General features: G+C 71.8%; 14 protein-coding genes. 5 read left to right on the top strand and 9 right to left on the bottom strand.

The window, feature by feature from the left end; all coding sequences use genetic code 11:
* Window positions 1–189: 189 nt before the first annotated feature.
* Both OG792_RS20345 and OG792_RS20350 read right to left on the bottom strand, forming a co-directional pair.
* Entirely contained in the window at window positions 190–1,989 is a 1,800-nt protein-coding gene (locus OG792_RS20345) for an ABC transporter ATP-binding protein (RefSeq protein WP_329101187.1), read from the bottom strand.
* Complete coding sequence (locus tag OG792_RS20350) at window positions 1,986–3,923, bottom strand: ABC transporter ATP-binding protein (RefSeq protein ID WP_329101189.1); 1,938 nt, start codon at window positions 3,921–3,923, stop codon at window positions 1,986–1,988. The genes OG792_RS20345 and OG792_RS20350 overlap by 4 nt, the downstream gene beginning before the upstream one ends.
* 297 nt (window positions 3,924–4,220) lie before the next feature.
* Between OG792_RS20350 and OG792_RS20355 the strand changes: the two genes are divergently transcribed.
* Complete coding sequence (locus tag OG792_RS20355; protein ID WP_329101190.1) at window positions 4,221–5,252, top strand: hypothetical protein; 1,032 nt, start codon at window positions 4,221–4,223, stop codon at window positions 5,250–5,252.
* Between the two features lie 9 nt (window positions 5,253–5,261).
* Here OG792_RS20355 and OG792_RS20360 read toward each other — a convergent pair whose 3' ends face one another.
* A complete protein-coding gene (locus tag OG792_RS20360; protein ID WP_329101192.1) occupies window positions 5,262–5,873 on the bottom strand; it encodes a phosphopantetheine-binding protein in 612 nt (203 codons plus the stop codon).
* 416 nt (window positions 5,874–6,289) lie between these two features.
* On the opposite strand from OG792_RS20360, the gene OG792_RS20365 reads away from it, so the two are divergent.
* Together OG792_RS20365 and OG792_RS20370 are read left to right on the top strand one after the other, a co-directional pair.
* Window positions 6,290–6,523 carry a phosphopantetheine-binding protein gene (locus OG792_RS20365; protein WP_329101194.1) on the top strand — a complete coding sequence of 78 codons (234 nt, stop codon included), beginning with the start codon at window positions 6,290–6,292 and terminating at the stop codon, window positions 6,521–6,523.
* Complete coding sequence (locus tag OG792_RS20370) at window positions 6,520–7,755, top strand: cytochrome P450 (protein WP_329101196.1); 1,236 nt, start codon at window positions 6,520–6,522, stop codon at window positions 7,753–7,755. Before OG792_RS20365 ends, OG792_RS20370 begins: the two co-directional genes overlap by 4 nt.
* Before the next feature lie 15 nt (window positions 7,756–7,770).
* Here the strand turns inward: OG792_RS20370 and OG792_RS20375 are convergent, their stop codons facing one another.
* From OG792_RS20375 to OG792_RS20385, 3 genes are read right to left on the bottom strand one after another with little or no spacing between them, the layout of a single operon-like run.
* Entirely contained in the window at window positions 7,771–9,225 is a 1,455-nt protein-coding gene (locus tag OG792_RS20375) for an amino acid adenylation domain-containing protein (RefSeq protein ID WP_329101198.1), read from the bottom strand.
* A complete protein-coding gene (locus tag OG792_RS20380) occupies window positions 9,222–10,505 on the bottom strand; it encodes a condensation domain-containing protein (RefSeq protein WP_329101200.1) in 1,284 nt (427 codons plus the stop codon). The genes OG792_RS20375 and OG792_RS20380 overlap by 4 nt, the downstream gene beginning before the upstream one ends.
* 33 nt (window positions 10,506–10,538) lie before the next feature.
* On the bottom strand, window positions 10,539–11,792 hold the full coding sequence (locus OG792_RS20385; protein ID WP_329101202.1) for a condensation domain-containing protein: 1,254 nt from the start codon (window positions 11,790–11,792) through the stop codon (window positions 10,539–10,541).
* A 208-nt stretch (window positions 11,793–12,000) separates the two neighbouring features.
* Between OG792_RS20385 and OG792_RS20390 the strand changes: the two genes are divergently transcribed.
* Both OG792_RS20390 and OG792_RS20395 read left to right on the top strand, forming a co-directional pair.
* A complete protein-coding gene (locus OG792_RS20390) occupies window positions 12,001–12,351 on the top strand; it encodes a hypothetical protein (RefSeq protein WP_329101203.1) in 351 nt (116 codons plus the stop codon).
* A 624-nt stretch (window positions 12,352–12,975) separates the two neighbouring features.
* The gene (locus OG792_RS20395; RefSeq protein ID WP_329101204.1) at window positions 12,976–15,528 is read left to right on the top strand and encodes a tetratricopeptide repeat protein; all 2,553 of its coding nucleotides are present in this window, start codon (window positions 12,976–12,978) and stop codon (window positions 15,526–15,528) included.
* A gap of 86 nt (window positions 15,529–15,614) precedes the next feature.
* Here the strand turns inward: OG792_RS20395 and OG792_RS20400 are convergent, their stop codons facing one another.
* The 3 genes from OG792_RS20400 to OG792_RS20410 are packed head-to-tail and all read right to left on the bottom strand — an operon-like array spanning window position 15,615 to window position 21,318.
* The gene (locus tag OG792_RS20400; RefSeq protein WP_329101205.1) at window positions 15,615–19,391 is read right to left on the bottom strand and encodes a S8 family serine peptidase; all 3,777 of its coding nucleotides are present in this window, start codon (window positions 19,389–19,391) and stop codon (window positions 15,615–15,617) included.
* Window positions 19,388–20,614: a CU044_5270 family protein gene (locus OG792_RS20405; RefSeq protein WP_329101207.1), complete on the bottom strand. Its 1,227-nt coding sequence runs from the start codon at window positions 20,612–20,614 to the stop codon at window positions 19,388–19,390. The genes OG792_RS20400 and OG792_RS20405 overlap by 4 nt, the downstream gene beginning before the upstream one ends.
* Window positions 20,614–21,318, bottom strand: coding sequence for an RNA polymerase sigma factor (locus OG792_RS20410; protein ID WP_329101209.1), 705 nt, complete (start codon window positions 21,316–21,318; stop codon window positions 20,614–20,616). Before OG792_RS20410 ends, OG792_RS20405 begins: the two co-directional genes overlap by 1 nt.
* Window positions 21,319–21,363: the final 45 nt, after the last annotated feature.

The raw sequence follows: 21,363 nt of genomic DNA on the forward strand, positions 1-21,363 counted from the left end.
GCCGAAGGTCCCGGCGAACACCTCCGGCCGCAACCTCGCCCTGAACAGCGCGGCTACCGCCTCCAGCGTCGAGCACGGGATATGGCCGGCGTCGAACGCGGTCGACGGAGACCCGGCAACCCGATTCGGCACCAGGCGTTCGACCAGCTACGGCTACTCGCTGCTCGGTCTCGACGTGCGCTGAGCCCGTCAGTCCCGCTGGGCGTCGACGTAGGCCGACTCCTGCATCCGGTAGAGCTCGGCGTAGAGGGCGTCGTTGGCCATCAACTCGGCATGGCCGCCGGCTTCGACGATCCGGCCTTCGTCGACGACCAGGATGAGGTCGGCGCTGCGGGCGGTGGAGAACCGGTGCGTGACCAGCAGCGTGATGGCTCCGGTCCGGGCGCCGACCCGTCGGGCGCTCTCGGCGTACCGGTCGAAGAGGTGGTGCTCGGCTTCGGCGTCCAGGGCCGCGGTGGGCTCGTCGAGCACGAGCAGGAACGGCGTCTCGCGCATCATCGCCCGGCCCAGCGCGAGCTTCTGCCACTGGCCGCCGGACAGGTTCGTTCCCTCGGTGTAGCTCTTCCCGAGGTGCGTCGACAGTCCGTCGTCCAGCCGGGCCATCACGTCGCCGGCGTGGGCCCGGTCGAGAGCATCGAGAACCGCCTGCTCGTCGTCGATTCGCGGGAGGTCCCCGACGCCGACGGTCTGCCGGGCCGGCAGCTCGTAGCGTACGAAGTCCTGGAACCCGGCCGAGATCCGCTCGCGCCAGGCGTCCAGCGGCAGCCGCCGGATGTCGATCCCGTCGATCAGGATGGCCCCATCGGTCGTGTCGTAGAACCGGCACAGCAGCTTGACCAGCGTGGACTTGCCCGCCCCGTTCTCGCCGACGATGGCGACCGTGGAACCGGCGGAGAGGAGGACGTTCGCGTCCCGCAGCACCGGTGAGGTGGTGCCCGGGTAGACGAACCGCACCCCGCGCAGCTCGATACCGTCCCGGATCCGGTCGGGCATCTCCCGGTCCGCCGCCGCTGGCTGCTGCGCCGCGATGAGGGCGCGCAGCCAGCGCAGCCGCGAGAACCCCTTGACGATCTGCTGCATGTTGCGCAGCTCCTGCAACGTCTGGTTGACCTGCTGGTTCACCTGCGCCGCGAGTGTGATGACCAGGACGACCTCACCGACGGCACCCCGGCCGGTCACCGCCTGCCGCACCACGAAGAGCACCCCGAGCAGGTACGCGACGGCGAAGAACACCTGCCCGGCCGCGTTGACGGCGATGGCTCGTCGCTCGGCCGCGATCAGGGTGCGGCCCACCTCTGCCGCGAGTTCGCGATTGCGCCGCCGGAACTCGTCCTGGAGCCGGAACACGCGTAGTTCCTTGGCCGATTCCGCACCGGTCGCCAGCCGGAAGAGATGCCAGCCCTTCCGGTTGACCGTCGCCATCCGCTCCTTGGCCCGTTCGGTGATCGCCGTCGCGCGCTGCCCGCACAGCACCGGTGGCACGGCGGCCAACGGGAGCAGCAGCAGCCAGGGGTTCACGAAGGCGAGGACCACGCTTGTCGACACCAGCGAGACGGCGAGCGTGGCCACGGTCATCAGCGCGCCGACCCCGCTGATGAGGCTGTGCAGCTCGCGTTGCAGGATGTCCATCCTGTCGGCGTAGTCGGCCCGCTCGTGATGGTCGAGCCGGGCGGAGCCGTTCGCGAGGGTGATCAGCTCCGCTTCGAGTGTGATGACCGCCAGGTCGGCGATCTCGACGTACGACGTGTAAGCGAAGTGGCGCAGCATCAGCACGCCGATCACGCCCACGCCGGTCAGCGCGCCCGCGATCGTCGCCCCACGCACGTCCCGCCCGAGGGCGGCGCTCGTGGCGGCGGACAGGGCCAGGGCTACCAGCGGCCAGGCCAGCCCGGAGGCGATGCTGAGTACGCTCGCGGCGATGAATTTGCGGCGGTTCTGCTGCCAGCCGACCCGCAGCATGGCTACACAGCTGGCAAGTGCGTCCTTCACCTGTCGCCGCCCCTGCCGCCCGGTTTCCGGTCCGCGTGCTCCCGGTCCGGGTCCTCGTCGTCGCGATCCCGGTCGGGTCCGGCCGCGAACTGCATCGCTTGCAGCGTGAAGAGGTCGGCGTATCGGCCCCCGGCCGCGAGCAGCGAGCCGTGCGTGCCGTCCTCGACGACCCGGCCGTGTTCGAGCACGACGATCCGGTCGGCGTGCCGCACGCTGGAGAAGCGATGCGAGATCAGCAATGTCGTCACGCCACGGGTCAGCTCGACGAACCGATCGAAGAACGCCGCCTCCGCCCGTACGTCCAGGGCCGCCGTGGGCTCGTCCATCACCAGCACCCGCGCGCCGGCGTCGAGGGCGTAGAGCGCGCGGGCGATCGCGACCCGCTGCCACTGCCCGCCCGACAGCTCTGCCCCGTCGTCGTACTGGCGGGCGAGCAACGTGTCGAAGCCGTGCCGCAGCACGTCGAGGGTTTCGGCGATGCCGGCCCGGCTGGCGGCCCGGCGTACGACCTCGGTGTCCACCGGCCGCTCGACGGCGCCGAAGGCGATGTTGTCCGTCGCGGACAGCTCGTACCGGTTGAAGTCCTGGAAGATGACGGCCAACTGTCGCCGCCACGAGTCGACCGCGAAGTCGCGGATGTCGTGTCCGTCGACCAGGACCGCGCCGGCCGTCGGCTCGTAGAGCCGGGCCAGCATCTTCACCAGAGTCGTCTTGCCCGCGCCGTTGAGACCGACAATCGCGGTGCACTCACCGGCGCGCAGGGTGAGGTTGAGCCCGTCCAGCACCGGCCGGTCACCTCCGGCGTAGGCGAACGAGACGTCGGCGAAGCGGATGTCCCGTTCGGGCAGCCCGCGCGCGTCACCGGTGGCGTCGGTGGAGACGTCCCGCGCGGCGTACGACGCGACCTGCCGGTCGAACGACTCCATCGCCTCGCCCGCGGCCATGCCGAACTGCGACTGGTTGTCCGCCTCGGCGTAGTAGTCGCCGAGCAGGATCGCGGCGATCGTCGCCTGGAGCGCGAGCGCGAGCCCGGTCAGGGACAGCTGCCCCTGGGCGGCCGAGCGCACCACCAGCGCGAGCACGGTACCGGCCGCGGCCAGGCCGAGCACGGTGAACCACCGGAAGCGGCCGACCAGCATGCGCCGGCGTTCCACCCACAGCGGCTCCAGCCCGGCCAACGCCGCCTCGCGGTAGCGATGGACCACCCACTCGGTCAGGCCGAAGACACGAAGCTCCTTCGCGGCCGGCCCGAGCACGCCCAGATTGCGGAAGTAGTCCCGGCGGCGGTGCAGCGGACTGATCGTCGGCCATACCCGCATGTAGATGCGCAGACCGCTGCGGTGGCCGTAGCGGAAGCAGAGGGCGCACACCGCCGTCGCCAGCGCGGCCCACCAGCCTGCCACGACCCCCAGCAGGACGAGGAAACCGGCCAGCGACGTGTACCGGGTCAGGTAGGCCAGCGTCCCCTTGGCCGCGTCGCCCGGACTCATCCAGGCCGTCTCCAGCTGCTCTGCGGCCCGTTGCAGGTCGCCCAGCACCTTCTGGTCCTCCAGCGGCGCGATGCCCGTGCTGCTCAACGAGGTGTCGACCAGACGGGCCCGAAAGACGGCGTTGACCCGGTGCCGCATCACGTCGCCGAGCGACAGCGCGACCGGGACCAGCAACTGCTGTAGGAAGAAGGCGCCCGCCGCGACCAGGAACGCGGCGACCAGGCCGTCCCACGACGCCGACCCGACTCCGTCCCGCGACGCGTCGGGTGCCCGTCCCACGACGACGCTCGTCGCGATGACGAAGGCCACCGGCAGCAGGCCGAGCAGGACGTTGAGCAGGGTCAGTGAGACCAGCACCCCGCGCCCGCCGAGTTGCAGGTGACGGATGACGAAGAGTCGGGGTGTGGTCACCTCGGTCAGATAAGCTGCCAAGCGCATTGGCATGTGCTTATGCTATCGACCACGCCGCGTTCCGTGGGGGCGTCCGGATCCGAAGGGTCGTGGATGCCGATCGAGTCCGGGCCCGTCGCTCCACACCGGACGAAATCCATCCGAACGCGCAAGGGCTGCGGGCGCCGCATTCTTGGGACATAATATCGGCTGATCCGGCCCGGTCGTCTCGCGCGCCTGCGCGGCCCCTGATGTCTTTCGTGGGTTGGCGACGACACCGACTTCTTCGAGCCGGATCGGAATTTCGTCACCGTCATCCTGCTGCTGTCGTCCATCAAGGAGAAGTACGGCGTGCGTTCCCTGCCGATCCGCGTCCAGCGACTGGTCAACTCGAAGGCGTACGCCGCGCTGCCGCTGTGCGCGGTGCTGGGCGCGGGCCTGGACTCGTGGTTTTCCCACCGGTTCGTGCAGCTGTGCTCCTACCGGCTCACCTCACGACCCGACGAGCACATCCTCGACTACCCCGACTCCTTCGCCTACACCACCTTCCTGGACGCCTCGGCCGTCTCGCGGGAGGCGGCCGGATCCCTCGGGCCCCTCGTCGACTTCCTGCACGCCCGGTTCGACGAGGGCCGCTATTCGATAGTCATGCTGGACAGCAGGCGGCTGACCGGCGCGGGCCCGCACATCCGCGAGTTCCTGTTCTCCGGCTCCGACGGCAACGGTGACCTGCTCGCCACCGGGTTCGACGGCGACGCCAGATTCACCGCGATGACGTTTCGGCCCGACGACCTGAACGACGCCTTCACCAGCGGCCTGGACGCGATGCGTACCGAGGGCCAGCTGCACCTGATCCGGTCGGTCATCCAGACCCTGCGCCCGCCCGACGCCGACGAACCACTGTCCCTCGACCGGATCTACGCCGAAATCTGCCGATACCTGGCCTGCACACCGCCGCCGGGTTTCACCGTCACCGACGGCTGGTGGTGGTACGACCGAGCCGTCGACCTGGCCGCGACCGCACCCGTCCGCTTCGGCATCTCGACCCACGACGACGTACGCGAGCATCTGGAGCTGGCGGCGGGCGGGGCCGTGCCGGTCGACTACCCGATGCTGCACCTCTACTACGAGCACAAGCGGCTGCTGCTGCACCGGCAGGGCCTCCTCGCCTTCGGTCGGCATCTCGACCAGCCGGAGCGGGCAGTCGCCGGATACGGCCGGTTCGTCGACGAGGTGAACCGGTTCCGGCTGGGCATGCTGATGGGCATCGCCGAGGGGCGGCGGCCGACAGGCGACGACGTCGCCCGGTTCGGTGGCTTCGAGGAGCGCGAGGGGGACCTGCTGGAACGGTTCCTGACGCTCGCCGAGCGCGGCGCGGTGTGATCGAGAGGGTCAGGCCGGCCGGTCCTGCCGGGTGCCGAGTGCCGCCAGCACCTCGGCGGCCTCCCGGGGCGTGTCCATGACCAGGATCTCCGTCAGGTCGATGTCCTGGAACTGACCGCGAAGCCGGAACGCGATCTCGATCGCCGTGGTGGAGTCGCCGCCGATCTCGTGGAAGTTGTCGTCGAGCCCGACCTGCGCGAGCCCCAGGACCTGCGCCCAGGCACCCAGCACGATCCGCTGCAACGGCGTCGGCACCGGCTCCGGGCCGGCGGCATCCGGCTGCCCGGCGGGTTCCTCCTCGGCAGCGGCAGCCCGCTCGGCCGCGGCTGCCGGGGACTGCGCGCCACGGGCCAGGACGCCGAGCGCGGCCAGGTCCGGCAGGCCGTCCGCCCCGCGCGGCAGCTCGGCCCGGACCAGGACGGCGTCCGGTCGCGGCACGGTGGGCGGGGCGGTCCGCAGTGCCGCCAGGACCGCGCGCGTCACCCGATCGGGATTCGTGCTCCCGCCCGCCGCGACGAACAGCACCAACCGGGCCGCGTCCGGGCCGTCCACGGTCACCCGGGCGGCGTCGCGTACGCCGGGAACCAGACGCGCGATGTCCTCGATCGACGGTGAGTTCATGTGGCACCGGATTCGGGTCAGGGGGCGAAAAGCCCCTCGGCGGCCTGGTCGACCCGAAATTAACACACGGCTGACATTGTCCTCTGTCGCTCGATGAGCGCACGCCGGGATGGTTACCGAACAACGACACCAAACGGTTGTTCGGGAGTCCGGACGAAGCGGCGAGCCGAACAAGTCCGAACGGATCCGAACAGTGGCGGCCTTGCTCCGAGGTGACGTCGGTTCGACGCTGGAAACGAGCCGCTGAGTCGGTTTGCGTCCTACTCGCCTACGCGGCGGGCGGCGGCCCCGACACGAGGACCGCCGGCGCAAACGGGCGCCGACGGACCGAAGACCATGGGGGTACGGACGGAATGAGTGGTGTTTCCAGGGAAGATTTGGGTGTCGTCTCCACCTATGTGGCACCAAGGTCCACGGTGGAAAACACACTGGCGATGCTCTGGAGCGCCAAGCTCGGGGTGTCGCCGGTCGGGGTCCGGGACGACTTCTTCGAACTCGGCGGTGACTCGCTGCTCGCCGCCGACCTGCTGATGGACATCTACCGGGACCTCGGGGTGGAGATCGACGCCTCGGTGCTGTTCCTCTCGCCGACCATCGCCGATCTGGTCGAGGCGATGCCGGCGGGCGACCGTGAGGTGGATGCCCGATGAGGCGCGATTCGCCCGGTGGCACCAGCGGGGTGGACCTGGACCGGCTGGACCTCTCCGACCCCCGGCTGTACGGCGACGGCGAACCGCACGGGGTCTGGCGGGCGATGCGGGAGCGTCAGCCCGTCCGCTGGCAGCCGGTCGACGGCAGGTCCGGTTTCTGGGCCGTGGCCAGCTATGCCGGCGCGGAGCTCGTACTCACCGACCACGCCACCTTCACCTCCACCCGGGGCGTGTTCCTGAACATGCTGGGCCGTGAGGAACCGGCCAGCGACCACCAGTTCGCCGCCACCGACCCGCCCCGGCACGGGCAGATACGCCGGCCGGTGCAGCGCGAGCTGACCGTCCGGGCGATCCGGCGCCACGCCGAGACGCTGCGGATCGACGTCGCCCGGCTGCTCGCGCCCGCCCTTGACGGCGGGCCGTTCGACTTCGCCGAGGCCACGAGCGCCCTGCCGATGGCGATGCTCGGCCCGCTGCTCGGCATCCCGGCCGAGGACTGGCCGCGACTGGCGCGACTGGTGGCGATGTCGGTGGCCGAGGACGATCCGGACTACCAGCTGCCGCAGGGCACCGAGGCGACCCTTCGACGGGCCCACCGGGAACTCTTCGGATACCTGCTCAACCTGGTCGTCGCGCACCGACGCCACCCCCGCGCCGACCTGGTGGACGTACTGGCGTCGATGACCGTGGGCGGTGAGCGGCTGAGCGCCGGGGCGGTCGTGGCGAACTGCTACAGCCTGCTGCTCGGTGCCAGCGCGGCGATTCCGCACGTACCCAACGTGGCGTTGCTCGAACTGATCCGGTCCGGCGGCTACGCCGACTGGGCGGGGAATCCCCAGCTGCTGGACAGCGGGGTGGAGGAGGCGTTGCGCTGGACCTCACCGGCCCGGCACTTCCTGCGGTGCGCCACCCGTACCACCCGGCTCGGCGACGTGACGATCGCCGAGGGGGACGCGGTGGTCGTCTGGATCGGCTCCGCGAACCGGGACGAGCGGGTGTTCTCCGACCCGTACACGTTCGACGTCCGGCGTACGCCCAACCGGCACCTCAGTTTCGGCGACGGCCCCCACTACTGTGTCGGGGCGTCGATCGCCCGGTTGGCCCTGCGGACCTTCTTCGCCGAGATGTTCGCCCGGTTCTCGTCGTTCGAACTGGCCGGTGAGGTCGAGCACGTACGGTCGACCTGGCTCGGTGGGGTCAAGCGCCTCCCGGTGGTCGCCACCCCGCGCTGACCGCCGGCCGGATCGTCAGCCGGTGGACGCCAACCGGTCCAGGGCGCCTCGGTCGAGCTTGCCGTTGGGCTGGGTGGGCAGCCGGTCCAGTACGACGTAGCGGGTCGGCACCGCCACCGCGGGCAGCCTGGCCAGGAGGAACGCGCGGATCGCCCGGGTGTCGAGCGGCTCGCCCGCCAGCACGACGAAGGCGACCGGGGTGATCCGGCCATCGCCGTGCCGGGATCGGCCGAGGGCGCCGGCGGTGATCCCGACGTAGCCGGTCAGCGCCCGCTCGATCTCGGCCAGCTCGATCCGGACCCCGCCGAGTTTGAGCTGGTCGTCGGCGCGTCCGTGGAAGCTCAGCAGGCCGTCGGGTCCGATGCTGGCCAGATCCCCGGTCCGGTGGTGCTCCGCCCCGGAGGCGACGCCCGGCCCGCCGATCCACAACTCGCCGACCGCGCCGGCCGGCACCGGTTCGCCGCCGGGCAACGTACGCAGGGACACCGTCGTACCCGGGATCGGGGTGCCGATCGGTACGGTGGGCGCGATCGCGTCCGCCGGGGTGCAGCGGTGCACGGTGCTCCAGACCGTGCACTCGGTCGGTCCGTACTCGTTGTAGAGGGCGGTGTCCGCCAGCGTGGCGAAGTGCCCGGCGACCAGGGCGGGCGGGCATACCTCTCCGGCGACGACGACGGTGGTCAGGGCGGCCAGTCGGGCCGGGTCGGCGGATCGCAGCAGTACCGCGTACAGCGAGGGGACCATCAGCAGGTGGGACGCCCGGTGCCGGGCGGCGGCCTGCTGCACGGCGACCAGGTTCGACGGTCGGTCACTCGGAATGATCAACCGTCCGCCGCTGGCGAGGGTCCAGAAGATGCCCGCGACCGAGCTGTCGAACGAGATCGACGAGCAGAGCAGGAAGCCGTCGACCGGCTCGCGGTAGTACGCCAGGCGCGCCGCGGTTGAGTAGGCCAGCGCCGATGCCGGCACCGTGACCGCCTTCGGCTGCCCGGTGGTGCCGCTGGTGAAATAGGTGTACGCGTCGGGCCCCCGCCAGTCCCGGTCCGGCGGTGGTGCCCCGCCGACGAGTGGACCGAGGTCGACCGACAGCCACGGTCCCGTCATCGGCTCCACCCCCGGCTGGACGAGTGCCAGTCTCGCCCCGCTCTGCTGGAGCGTGAGCCGTTGCCGCTCGACCGGAAAGGCCGCGTCGACCGGGACGTACCGGCCGCCGGCCCGCAGTACGCCGAGCAGGGCGATGATCGCCCACCCGCTCAGACGGGCCCGGACGACCACGGGTTCGCCCGCCACGATGCCCTGACGCCGCAGCCCGGCGGCCACCCGGCGGGTCAACCCGTCGAGTTCGCCGTAGGTCAGGGAGGTCGTCGGGTCGACGAGGGCGGTGTCCGTCGAATCGGGCCGCAGGTGCGGCTCCAGCAGGTCGAGGATATGTTCCGGGTACGGTGGCACCGCGGCGCCGGCCTCCGTCACAGCCCCACCAGCTCGTCGAGCCGGTCCGCGTAGCACCGGACCAGCCGGTCGATGGTGTCCGGGCCGAACAGGTCGGCCCGGTACCGGATCGTCCCGGTGTAGCCGCCGTCGCTGTCCTGCTCCAGCCAGGTCACGAGGCCGTTGACCGGGATCACCGGCCCGCCGAGTGGGAGCCCGCCGGGCAGGCGCAGTGGCCGGTGGGACAGCGGCGCCGATGACTGCGCCGGCGGGAGCTGGATGACCTCGAACTGGGCGCAGACGGGCCCGTCCGGGGCGAAGAACCGGACCGCCTCCGGCAACCGTGACAGCAGCTCGGTCAGGGGCAGTTCCCGGCTGAACGCGGCGGCGAAGGCGGCGTGAACGCGGGCGACCGTCTGGGTCGCGGTGAGGTCGCCGGTCAGGTCCGCCCGTACCGGTAGCGCGTTCATGAAGAGTCCGACGGTGTCCCAGTCGGATCGGTCGCGCCCGTAGGTCAGCACCGGCACGGCGAGATCGGTGGCGCCGGTCAGCGTGCCGAGCGCGCCCATGAACCCGCTGAGCAGCAACACGAACGGTGTGGTGCGCAGCGGGCGGGCGGCGGCTCGCAGCCTCGGCTCGGTCACCGACAGCGGGAAGCGGACCTCGGACGTACGCGGATCTCCTCCCGGCGCGGCGGCGGGCAGCGGCAGTTCCGGCGGGTCGGCGAGCACCTGCCGCCAGTGGTCGGTCAGCCGTCGCAGACGTTGCTCGTCGTGCCGGGGTGCGGCGGGCACACTCCCGCCGGGCGGGACCGGGACGGGGTCCGCCTGTTCCGCCGACCCGGCGGGTGTCCAGCCGGTCACGCTGTCGCCGTAGGTGCGGAGCAGGTCCGTGATCAGGATCCGCATCGACCAGGGGTCCGCGACCGTGTGCTGGGCCACCAGCACCAGGGTCGCGTCGGTGGGATCGTGCCGGGCGAGGAACGCCCAGAGCAGCGACGGGGACCCGGGCGGGTACTCGCCGGCGACGATCGTGTCGATCAGCAGGTCCGGCGCCACCTCGGTCAACGGCACCGGCGCGGGTGGGCGGACCGACTGGTACGGCACCCCGTCGTCGCGCACTATCGCCGTACGCAGCGCCCGGTGCCGCACCACGAGCCGGTCCAACGCGCCGCGCAGCACCGACACGTCGAGCGGTCCGCTGATCCGGTAGCCACCGACGGCGACGAACCGGGGCCCGAAGATCATGCCAGGGGTGACCTCGTCCACCCAGCACAGCAGCCGTTGGGCCGGGGACAGCGGTACGGTGAGCTGGTCCTGCATACCGTCTCCTTTGTCTTGTACGTGATCATCGGCTCAGCCGGCTCGGCCTGCTTCGACGAGGAAGAGGCGCATCCGACGGATCAGCTCGGCGGCGAGCTCCGACCGGTTGATCGGGACCCGGAGTTCGAGCCGGAGGTCGGCGCCCTCGATCGCACGCAGGTAGCACCGTGGTCCGACCGACGAGAACGGCGCGGCCCAGTGGATCGGCTCGTCCTCCGGCGCCGTGGACGCCGCTGACACGGCCGGCGACACGGGCTCCCGGGGGCGGTGGGACACGAAGTTGAACGACCAGAGGCTGTCGTACTGGCCGGGCCGGTAACCGGCGTCGTCCAACAGCCGGAACACCTCGTCCACGTCGTAGACGCCGTGCGCGTACGCGACCATGGCGCGCTTGCCGATCTCGCGTACCAGCCTGGCCGGGTCCGACTGTGGCGATCGGTCGACCAGGATGGGAACCCACTGGTTCATCGAGGTCACGATGTCCCTGCGGTAGGGGTCGAACCGGTTGGACGAGAGCAGGCGGACCGCCAACCGGTCGTCGTCGGTGAGTCCGAGCAGGGCGGTGCAGAACGCTGCCAGGACCACGTTGGGTACGGACGCGCGCAGCCTCGCGGCCACCTGCCGGGCGGCCGCCGGCAGCGTCGCGGAGACCAGGGTGGCCTGGACGTACGGCGGCTCACCGGCGACCGGTGGTGGCGGCATCTCGGCGACCGTCTTCGTCCAGTACGCGAGCGCCGCCTCGCCGCGCCGCAGCCCGGCGGGTGACCGCTCGTGCGCCAGGATCACGCCGGGTCCGGTCGCGGTGCCGTCGACGGTGCCGGCCAGTGCCGTGAAGAAGTCCCGTTCGAGGACCGTCAGCGCGTGCCCGTCGGCGACGACGTGGTGGCTCACCAGGACCAGGTGGGCCGGTTCGGTGCCCGAGGTGACCACGGTGGCCCGCCACGGGGGCTCGCGTACCAGGCTGAATGCCTGTCGGGAGAGTTCCCGGAGCACCGTTCGCGGATCGATCCGTGGGTCGGTGGTGCGCTCGACCCGCACCACCGGCTCCTCCGGCGGGTGCAGCAGCTGCTCCGGTCCACCGGCACCGGCGAGGTCGTACGTGGTCCGCAGTGACTCGTGCCGGCGGACCAGGACGCCGAGCGCCCCACGGACGGCGGCCATGGTGGTCCCGGCCGGCAGGTCCCAGACCGCCGACAGGTTCGGTTCGTACCATCGCTGCCTCGGTACGTCTTCGACGTCCCGCACGATGGCGAGCTGGCCGAACGTCAGACGGGCGGATGTGATCACACAGACCTCCGTGGGGTACGCCGGCTCACCAGCGGGCGGAAGCGACCCGGCGTGCGGACAGGGCCAGTCTGTCCACCGGCGGGGTGCCCGGCATAGGAGGTCGAACAGTCCCGAACGGACCCGAACGCCGTGGCCGGTCCCGGTGCCACCACCGCTGGATACGGTCTGATCTCGACGGATCGAGCAGACCGCATCGAGGAGAGCAGGGGTGACCGAGCTGCCCGCGACGTACACGCAGGTGTTTGCCGTACGCGAGTACCGGTACCTGTTCGGGGCGTACCTGTTGTCCCTGCTCGGCGACCAGCTCACGGCCATCACGGTGGCGTACCTCGTCTTTACCGGCACCGGCTCGGCGGCGCTGGCGGCGGCCTTCGCCAGTTCCTACCTGGCCTGGCTCACCGGCGGCCCGCTGCTGTCCGGCCTGGCCGATCGGCTTCCCCGCCGCCGGCGGCACTGTCCGGCGCGGTCCTGGTTTTCGTCTGGACCTCGCCACCACTGTGGGCGGTGCTGGGCCTGCTCGTGCTGGCCGGCGCCGGCAGCGCCTTCGCCATCCCGCTGAACGCCCTGTTCGGACGGGCCGTGCCGGCCGAGTATCGGGGCCGCGCCTTCGGGGTCGCGGGTCAGCGGCACGCTGGGTACGGTCGCGGTGCTGGCGGTGGTCCCGCTCTGGCCCCGACGACGATCGAGCGCCACCGTCCACCGGTCAAGCGACAGTCACAGCGGCAGCGGCAGCGCGGTGGCGCTCGACGCGCCGCTCGAACAAGTCCGAACGACCTCGACCGCCGCCGAACCTTCCGCCGGAGGGTCCATGCGATCGACGCTGGGATGACGGGGCGGATCCGGGCCGCCTCCCGCGAAGGAGAGGAGAAGCTCATGCGCGGCGTTTGCAAGCGCGGTATCAGCTGGACCTGATCGTCGTACGCGGTGTCGGGTCGACCTGACCGCCGCCACCGCATCGCCTGGAACTGACCGCCTCGCGGCGGCCGGTCGCGTCGGAGCGCCACCCGTGGCTGTACGCCCGGGGCGGCGCGCCGACGTCGGGACGACCGCGCGGGTGACCGGCCGAGCACCGCCGACCGAGCTGGGTCGAGCCGTCCGGCCAGGGCGGCAAGCCTTCGTCCCCGACCGAAAGGTGGCACTTGCGGTCCCCTCCCCCGGCCACCGTCTGGTCCAATTCGTCTCAGTGGACAGCGAACGAAGTGATGCCGAACAGAACACCGTGACGGCACCCGGTCCGGACGTCGACCCGACGATCGCATCGAGCGCCGCACAGTACGTCGCACTCCTGCGCCGGGTCCGTGACCAATCGGGCCTCACCTACCGCGCGATCGCACGACGAGCACAGGCCAACGGCGAAATCCTGCCGGCCAGCACCCTCGCCACCATGTTCGGACGAACGACGCTACCCCGCCGAGAGCTCGTCGTCGCCCTGCTACGGGCGTGCGACGTACCGGCCACCCGGATGGGATCCTGGGTCAGGGCATGGCAACGCCTGGCCGCCGAACGCGGCAAGGGCCGGAACCCACTCCGGCTACTCCCCCCGGTCGACGCCGCCCCGGGACGGACGCGGCCTCCCGGCGCCGGCCATCCAGCCGAGGACGACAACGGCGACGGCGACCGAGACGGCGACGGCGACGCGGGTACCGTCTCCGGGCCGGTGCCGGGGGACGGGGAACCGCCGTCGACGACCGGCCCGACCGCACCGGTGCACCGGCCCGTTCCGTTCCAGTTGCCGCCGCCACCGATGGTGATCGTCGGGCGTACCGCCGAGACCCGGCAGTTGCTCGACGCGATGGCCGCCGACGGCGCGGTGTGCGTCGTGGAGGGAGCCGGCGGCGTCGGCAAGTCGGCGCTCGCGCTGCACCTTTCGCACCTGGTGGCGCAGCGGCACCCCGGCGGCTGCCTCTACGCCGACCTGCACGGCGCCAGTGCCGGGGTCACGCCGGCCGAGCCCGCGGAGGTGCTGGCCCGCTTCCTGCGCGCGATGGGCGCGTCGACCGTTCCGCCCACGGTGGAGGAGGCGAGCACCCTGCTGCGGACCATGACCGCCGCGCACGGCGTACTGATGATCCTGGACAACGCCGCCTCGGCCGCGCAGGTGCGTCCGCTGCTGCTCAGCGGCGCGGGTTGCACCACCGTGGTGACCAGCCGGTGGAGGCTGCTCGACCTGGACGTGACCGCCCGGATCCCGCTTCAGCCGCTGCCCGACGGCGTCGCACTGGACCTGCTGCGCCGGACCGGCGGCGCCGCGCTGGTCGACACGGAACCGGCCGCCGCGTCGGTGATCGTGCAGCGCTGCGCCGGGCTACCGCTGGCGTTGCGGATCGTGGGCGCCCGCGCGGCGGCCCGACCGAACGGGACCCTGGTCGGCCTCGCGGACCGGATCGACGACGAGCATCGGCGTCTCGACGTGCTCGAAGCCGGGGACCTTTCCGTACGCGCCAGTCTGGATCTGGGATACCGGGCGTTCGACGAATCCGAGCAGGACGAGCGTCGACAGGCGATCCACCTGTTCCGGCTCGCCAGCCTGCCGGACTGGTCCGACGCCGCGGCGCCGGCCGTGGCCGCCCTGGTCGACCTGCCGGTGCCGCTGGCCGAGCGGATGCTCGAACACCTGCTGGACGCGCACCTGCTGGAGCCGTCCGGCGACGTGCGGTACGGATTCCACGACATCGTCCGCCTCTTCGCCCGGGAACGCGCCGAGGCGGTCGAGCCGCCGCCGGTACGTGAGGCCGCGCTGGCCCGGCTCACCGGTCACCTGTTCACCACGACCGCGGCCGCGGCCCGCCTGCTCTATCCGCACGAGCAGTTTCCGGACCGTGACCCGGCGCGATCCTCCGATCACCGCCACCGGCTGGACGGCACCGCGGACGCCTGGGCCTGGTTCGAACGCGAACACACGAATCTGCTGGTCATCGCCCGGCAGCGGCTGGCCACCGGGCACGACCTCGCCGAGATACGCGATCTCGTACTGGTCGTCATCAGGTTCCTCGACTACGCGGGGTACGTCACCGAGCAGGTGCAGTTCGGCGAGCTGGGGGTCGAGGCGACGCAGCAGTTGGGCGACCGGGCGGCGAACGCGCTGGCCCTCAACGTACTGGCCGTGGCGATGCTCCGGGAGGGGCGGCTGGACCAGGGCATCAACCTGCTGCGCCGGATTCTGGTGATCCAACGTGATCTCGGCGACCGGTCCGGCGAGGCGTTGTGCCTGAACAATCTGGGCAACGCACTGCGGGACCAGGGCGACCTGGACACCGCCGTGCTGCACCTCCGGGCGAGCCTTGCCATCCGGCGTGAGCTGGGTGACCGTTACAAGGAGGGATCGGTCCTGGACAACCTCGGTCTGGTGTTCCAGCGACGCCGCGACTTCACCCGGGCCGTGGCCCACCACCGGGCCGGACTCGCCATCACCCGGCAGGGCGGGGACCGGTTGCGCGAGGCGCTGACGCTGATCAACTTCGCGGAGACGCTGAGAGTGTCCGGGGACACCACGGGAGCGCTGACCCGCGCCCGGCAGGCGCTGGTCATCTGCCGGGAGTTCGACCACCGACGGGGCATGGGACTCGCCCAGCAGGTGCTGGGTGACGTCCACGCGGCGCTGGGGCGTACGAAGGACGCCCGCCGGCACTGGACGGAGGCGTTGACCCTGCTCGACGGCCTCGACCGGCAGGCCCACGCCAGGCTGCGCGCCGTGCTCCGCGCGGATGGGGCAGAGCGGGACCGGAACGTCTCGTAGCCCCGACGTTGCGCGGATTCTGGCCGCTCGGGTTCGAGGACGGTGGGATCCCGCCGATCGTGTTCGACCGACGGGATCCGCATCGGTTATCCGCCGACCCGGTACGCCCGGATCACCGTCTGCTCCACCGCGTTGCCGTCCGCGTCGGCAGCCTTAGCCCGCAGCGACACGTGACCGGCCCGGTCGTGTGGCACCGACGCCTTCCAGCCGGCACCGTCCCGGTTGGTCGGCACCGGGTGCCAGTTCCGGCCGTCGTCGTACGAGATGTCGACGGTCATCGCCACGACCGGTCGCTCGGCCACCCCGTCCTGTCGGTGCACCGACACCCGTACCGGCCGACGGTCACCGACCGGCACGGTGTTGCGTAGGTCGACCGGTGCGTCGAGGAGCAGTCCCAGCAGCGGCAGTGGCCGCCGGGTCGATTCCGTACCGGATCGGAAGGTCCATGACCCGTTGACCATTGTGCTCAGCCGCCAGGTCGGCGAGTGGTGTGTCGCCGAGGTGGTGAGCCGGTAGGTCGCCGGTCCGGCCGGTACGGCGAACTGCCCCCGGCCCGGTTCGTTGACGGTGCCGAGGAGCTGTCCGTTCCGGTACAGGCTGGTGCTGCCCGTGGTGCTTTCACCGAACTCGGAGGTCGGTTTGGGATGGCCGCTGGCGTCGGTGAACATCGGCACCCGCACGTCGAGCACGTTCCCCTGCCGGCTCACCCACGGCTTGCCGGCGTTGCCCACGGTCGGTCCGGTCAACGCCGGCCCCACCACCGCCCTGTCCCAACTGACCGCCGGGTTGCCCCCCGGCCGCAGGCTCGACTCGGCCCTCGCCACCTCGGGCGAGACGCCGTTGCCGAGTCCGATCCGCCAGCTACCCGGCGTGTAGTACTCGGTACGTCGCAGCGGCGCGAACACCGGCATCGAGATCAACACCCCGTGGTAGTCGCCGTCGAACCGGATCGACGAGCTGATCTGCCGTACTCCCTCGCCCGCGTCGTGGTAACCGGTCGCGACGGCGGCCAGTTCACTGGTCGTCGGCCGGTACGCCAGGTCCGACGGAACCCCGCCCCGAACGCGGTGGCCAAGCTGGTAGCGGTACGGGCTGACCGGCTGCCCGGTCACGGTCGCGGTCAGCGTCCCGTCACCGGCGAGTTCGACAAATCGGTCGAGTCCCGGGAGGCCGGGGCCCGACGTGATGGTCGGCAGGGCGAGCGGCTCGCCCGCCCAACTGAACCGTCCGGTCGCCATCAGCACCATCCGGGCACCCCGCTCCTGAAGCTGCCGTACCACCGGGGCCAGCGCGAACGGTTCCACCTCGTCGTCCGACGAGGTGAGCACGGCGAGCACGCCGGCGACGTCGACGTCGGGCAGCTCACCGGCCGGGCCGACCACGAGCCGGACGACCGGAAGCCGCGCGGTCCCTTCGAAGGGTGGCGTCGGTCCGGGCCGCCATAGCCAGCCGACCCGGACCGGGAACCGTTCCGGTGCGGTCGCCGACAGCTCCAGCATCGGCCGTTCCAGGACTGCCAGGTCGGTGAGGGTGAACTCCTCCGCGCTCACCCCGGGTGCGCTGCCCACCAGCACCTCGCGGAAGCGCGGTTCGAAGATGGTCGTCATGCTGGTGCTGTTCGGTGCGCCGGCCCACCGCCCGCCGATGGTGATCTGCCGCAGCCCGTCGGTTGCCGCCGGCTGGTCGGCTACCCCGAGCGGTACGACCCGGGCCCACCGGGCGTCCATGGTGACCGTGGTGTCGTCGGCGACCGTCAGGCCCGGATAGCCAAGAGTGGCGGCGCGGTGCCCGCCGTTCGCCGCTGCCGGCAGCTCGGCGCTGGACAGCAAGGCGTACCGTCCGGCGGGCACCGAGACCGTACCCGATCCGAACACAAACTCCCGGAACCCGCTCGTCACGGGGTCGATGCCGACCACCATCGTGGTGGCGGTGTCACTGGGACTGCCCTGCTGGTCCAGCGACCGGACGGTGACCTCGTGCGTCTCGGCGGCCTGCCGCACCCCGACCGGGGTTCGTACGCTGCTGCCTCCTCCGGTGGCCTGCACGACCCCGCCGTACGTTCCGACCCTTTCCTGGCTGGCGATCCGCACCGGAACGGAGGCGCTGCCCCGGGCCGGCACGGTGAGGGTGGTCGCGCCGAGCGTGACCAGTCCCGGCGGGGCCGGCTGGCCGGCGGTGTCTTCCAGGTTCAGCGTCAGCCGCAGGGTGACCGGTGTCGACCCGTCGTTGCGGTAGGTCAGTTCCCGGGTGACGCCGGCCGCGTCCCAGGGCAGATCCGCGTTGAGGCCCGCCGCCTCGGCCCGGACCGGCTGGGTGACGGCTCGGGCCACGTCGATCCGGCCGGCGCCGACGTCGAAGACCCTGGACTCCCGAGCCGGCGTCGCGGCGCCGACCAGGGCCGCCTTGAGCTGCGTACCGGTCCAGTCGGGGTGCCGCTGCGCGAGGATCGCCGCCGCTCCGGCAACGTGCGGCGCGGCCATCGATGTGCCGGACAGCGGCACGTGGTCGGGATCGCCGGCGGTCCCCGGGTACGCCCCGGTCGCTCGGGCGGCCAGGATCGCCTCGCCCGGCGCGGCCAGCTCGGGTTTCAGCGCCCCGTCCCCGATCCGGGGGCCTCGGCTGGAGAACTCGCTGATCCGGTCGGTCGAGTCCACACTGGAGACCGCGAGCGCCGCGTCGGCGCTGGCCGGTGCCGACACCGGCGCCCACGCCCCGTTGTTGCCGGCGGCGGCCACGAAGAGCGTGCCGTGTTCGGCGCTGAGCCGGTCGACCGCTTGGCTGACCGGATCGGTGCCATCGCTCGGGACGCCGCCGAGGCTCAGGTTCACCACCTTCGCACCGGCCTTGGTGACCGCCCACTCCATGCCGGCGAGGATCCAGTCCTCCGGCCCGCGACCGGAGTCGTCGAGGACCTTGCCCACCGCCAGCTTCGCGTCCGGCGCGACCCCGCGATGCCGACCGCCGGCCCCCGAGCCCGCGACGGTCGCCGCCACGTGGGTGCCGTGGCCGTACCGGTCCTCGACGCTCCCGGTCCCGGTGAAGTCCGCTGCCGCCGACACCCGCCCGGTCAGGTCGGGATGGTCGGTGTCGTATCCGGAGTCGAGGACCGCGACCGTGACGCCCTTACCGGTGTAGCCCGCCCGCCAGGCCGTGGGTGCACCGATCCGGGGCACGCTCCGCTCCAGGGTCGCCCGGTAACGGGCGTTCAACCACACCTTCCGGACGCCACCCCGGATGCTCCGCCCCTCCGGGTTCGCCTGACGGACCAGGTCCGCCCAGAACCGGGCCGCCATCGCCTTCGGCTGGTCGTTCGCGGTCAGGTTCAGCGCCGGCAGCACCCGTCGGATCATCGTCCCGGCCAGCGGTGCCGCCCGCCGGGCCCGGCCGGTGTCGGCGTACTGGACCAGCAGCGGCAGCACCTGACTGGCGTTGTCGTCGTACCCCTGCGCCAGCAGGCCGGTGACGTCGAACAGCCGTTCGTCGAGCAGGTCCGCGCGGAGCAGCGGTACGGCGTCGGTGGGGATCACGTACCAGGCGCCGTCGCGCTGGTAGCGGGCGTACGAGACGGTCCGGGGCCGGACCGTGCCGGTCGCGTCCCGCCCGGTACCCGGCTGAATTGAGGGTTCGCCGTCCGGGTCGAGCCGGACCACGTCCCCGGTGATCAGCGTGACCGTTCCGGTGTTGCTCTGTAGGGTCCGCCCGGCATCGGCCGTCCCGCTGTCGCCGGGTGCCCCCGTCGATCCGGTGGGTGGGGCACCGGCCGCGCCGTACGTCGGCATGACCGTGAGGAGCGCGGCCAGGGACAGACCGACGGCCAGCAGTTTCCGTCCGCGGACCCGGAACCGGGTCTTTCCGGCGGTCATCGGACCTCACCGACCCGGTCGACGGTCATGAACGTGAGCACGGCCGCTGACGCCACGGTGCCGGCCGGTATGCCGCGTGCCGTCCGGATCTGCACCGTGCGGAAGCCGAGGAGTTCACGGCCGGCGGTGTCGAAGACCAGTTCCTCCCGCTGGGTCTCGTCACCGGTCGGCTCACCGTCGCGGCCGATGGCGATACCCTGCCGACCACCCAGGTCGACCCGGCCGGCGACCCGCTCGACTCCGGGAATCAGTGCGACCGCCTGGTAGAGAGCCGCCCGAACCTCCGGTGGCACGATCGGGTCGGCCTCCCGGAGCAGACTCAGGACCGCCGTGAAGACTTCCTGGTCGGCCGAGTGCTTGTTCTGGTCGCCGACGGCCTGCCGCAGGGTGTCCAGTAGCCGGGCCGGATCGGTCGGCAGGCTGGCCAGGTAGGCCGGGGTCGGTCGGTACAACTCGCCCGGGTCTCGGACCGCCGGGCAGTTCGCGCAGTCGGCGGGCGGTTGGTAGTCCGGCGCCGGCCCGTACTCCTCGACCTTCGGCGGGGCGGTCAGGTCGTACCCGAGTTCGCGGGCGGCCTCGGCGTCCGCCGGGGTCTGCGGGGTACGGCTGGTCCCGTGCGTGATGCGGAGCCGTGCCGACCGCAGGCCGTCGACGGTGTACCACATCTCGTGCCGGCGGCCCTCCCAGATCCTGGCCACCGGCCCGTCACCCTCGACGTCGCCGATCACCTGCAAGTAGCCCTCCTCGACCACCCGGTAGATGAACTGTTCCGGCCGGACCTCCAGGGCCGGACCGAGTCGAGCGTTCGCGGCGGCCAGTCGCAGCACCGTCCCGGCGCTGTCGCCGTCGCTGACCGGGACCCTGTCCGGGTCCGTGTTCGTGTCCGGGAGACTGGCCACCCCACCCCGGCTCGCGTCGCCGGGAGCCGTCGCCGGGCCGAGGATCACCGGTACGACCAGCGCCACCGCAACCGCGGCCGAGATCCCGAGCCCGCCGAGCGACCACTGCCACCATCGGGCGCCGGGTCGGTCACCCCGTCCCGCCAGCCGGGTACGCAACGCCGTGACCCGGCGGCGCCCCGGTGCCTCCACGTTGCCCAACTTGATCGCCGCGGAGTCGGTCCGAGCCTGCGCCAGCAGGGCCACCCGGGCCCGGGCCATCGTCTCGGCGGACGGCGCCGGAGCATTCCCCAGTACGTCGCGAATCATCCGCACCTCGTCCATCACAGGTCCCTCAGGTCTCGATCGTGGCTGGTCGGATCGGAGTCGCCGAGCGCCTTGCGCATCTTGCGACGCGCCCGGTTGAGCCGGGAGCAGACGGTGCCGTACGGAATTTCCAGGGCTGCCGCGACCTCGTGGTAGGTGAGTTCGCCGAGCGCGACAAGCAGAAGCACGTCGCGGTCCCGGGGCGATAGCGAGGCCAGCGCCGCGGCCAGATCACGCTGCACACTCTGCGCGCTGACCATCGCGGCTATCCGCTCATCGTGACCGGCGACGGACCGGTCCTGCGGCGCCCGGGCCAGCGCCCGATAACGCCGCTCCTCGCTGCGCCGCTGGCGGCGGACGAGGTTCGTGGCAATGCCGTACAGCCACGCCCGGACGTGCCCGCCCGATCCGGCGCCGGCCTCACCGACACGGTCGATCGGGGCACCACTGTCGGCGGGGTCGCCGCTATCGAACAGGGACCGTTTGCCGAAGGCGACCAGGAACGTCTCCGCCGCCAGGTCGTCGGCGACGGTCGGACCGAGCCGGTTCGCCACGAACCGATGAATCTCAAGATAATACCGGTCGAAAAGCACGGCAAACCGCTCCGGCTCGCCCCGCGACTGCCGCAGCACGACGACGTCGGCCACGTAACCGACGTCGGCGGGCGGGTCGCTGCCGGCCAGCGAGTCGGGGCCGACCGCGCACACGGGTGACGCTGTCACGAGAATGGTCCGGTCATGGATGTCTGTCCTCCAGGAGCGTCATGG

Source organism: Micromonospora sp. NBC_01699 (assembly GCF_036250065.1).
GTDB lineage: Bacteria > Actinomycetota > Actinomycetes > Mycobacteriales > Micromonosporaceae > Micromonospora_G.

Coding starts and splice junctions, on each gene's coding strand:
- OG792_RS20350 (WP_329101189.1), bottom strand. CDS start 3,923: ATGCCAATGCGCTTGGCAGCTTATCTGACCGAGGTGACCACACCCCGA.
- OG792_RS20360 (WP_329101192.1), bottom strand. CDS start 5,873: ATGAACTCACCGTCGATCGAGGACATCGCGCGTCTGGTTCCCGGCGTA.
- OG792_RS20370 (WP_329101196.1), top strand. CDS start 6,520: ATGAGGCGCGATTCGCCCGGTGGCACCAGCGGGGTGGACCTGGACCGG.
- OG792_RS20380 (WP_329101200.1), bottom strand. CDS start 10,505: ATGCAGGACCAGCTCACCGTACCGCTGTCCCCGGCCCAACGGCTGCTG.
- OG792_RS20400 (WP_329101205.1), bottom strand. CDS start 19,391: ATGACCGCCGGAAAGACCCGGTTCCGGGTCCGCGGACGGAAACTGCTG.
- OG792_RS20405 (WP_329101207.1), bottom strand. CDS start 20,614: ATGGACGAGGTGCGGATGATTCGCGACGTACTGGGGAATGCTCCGGCG.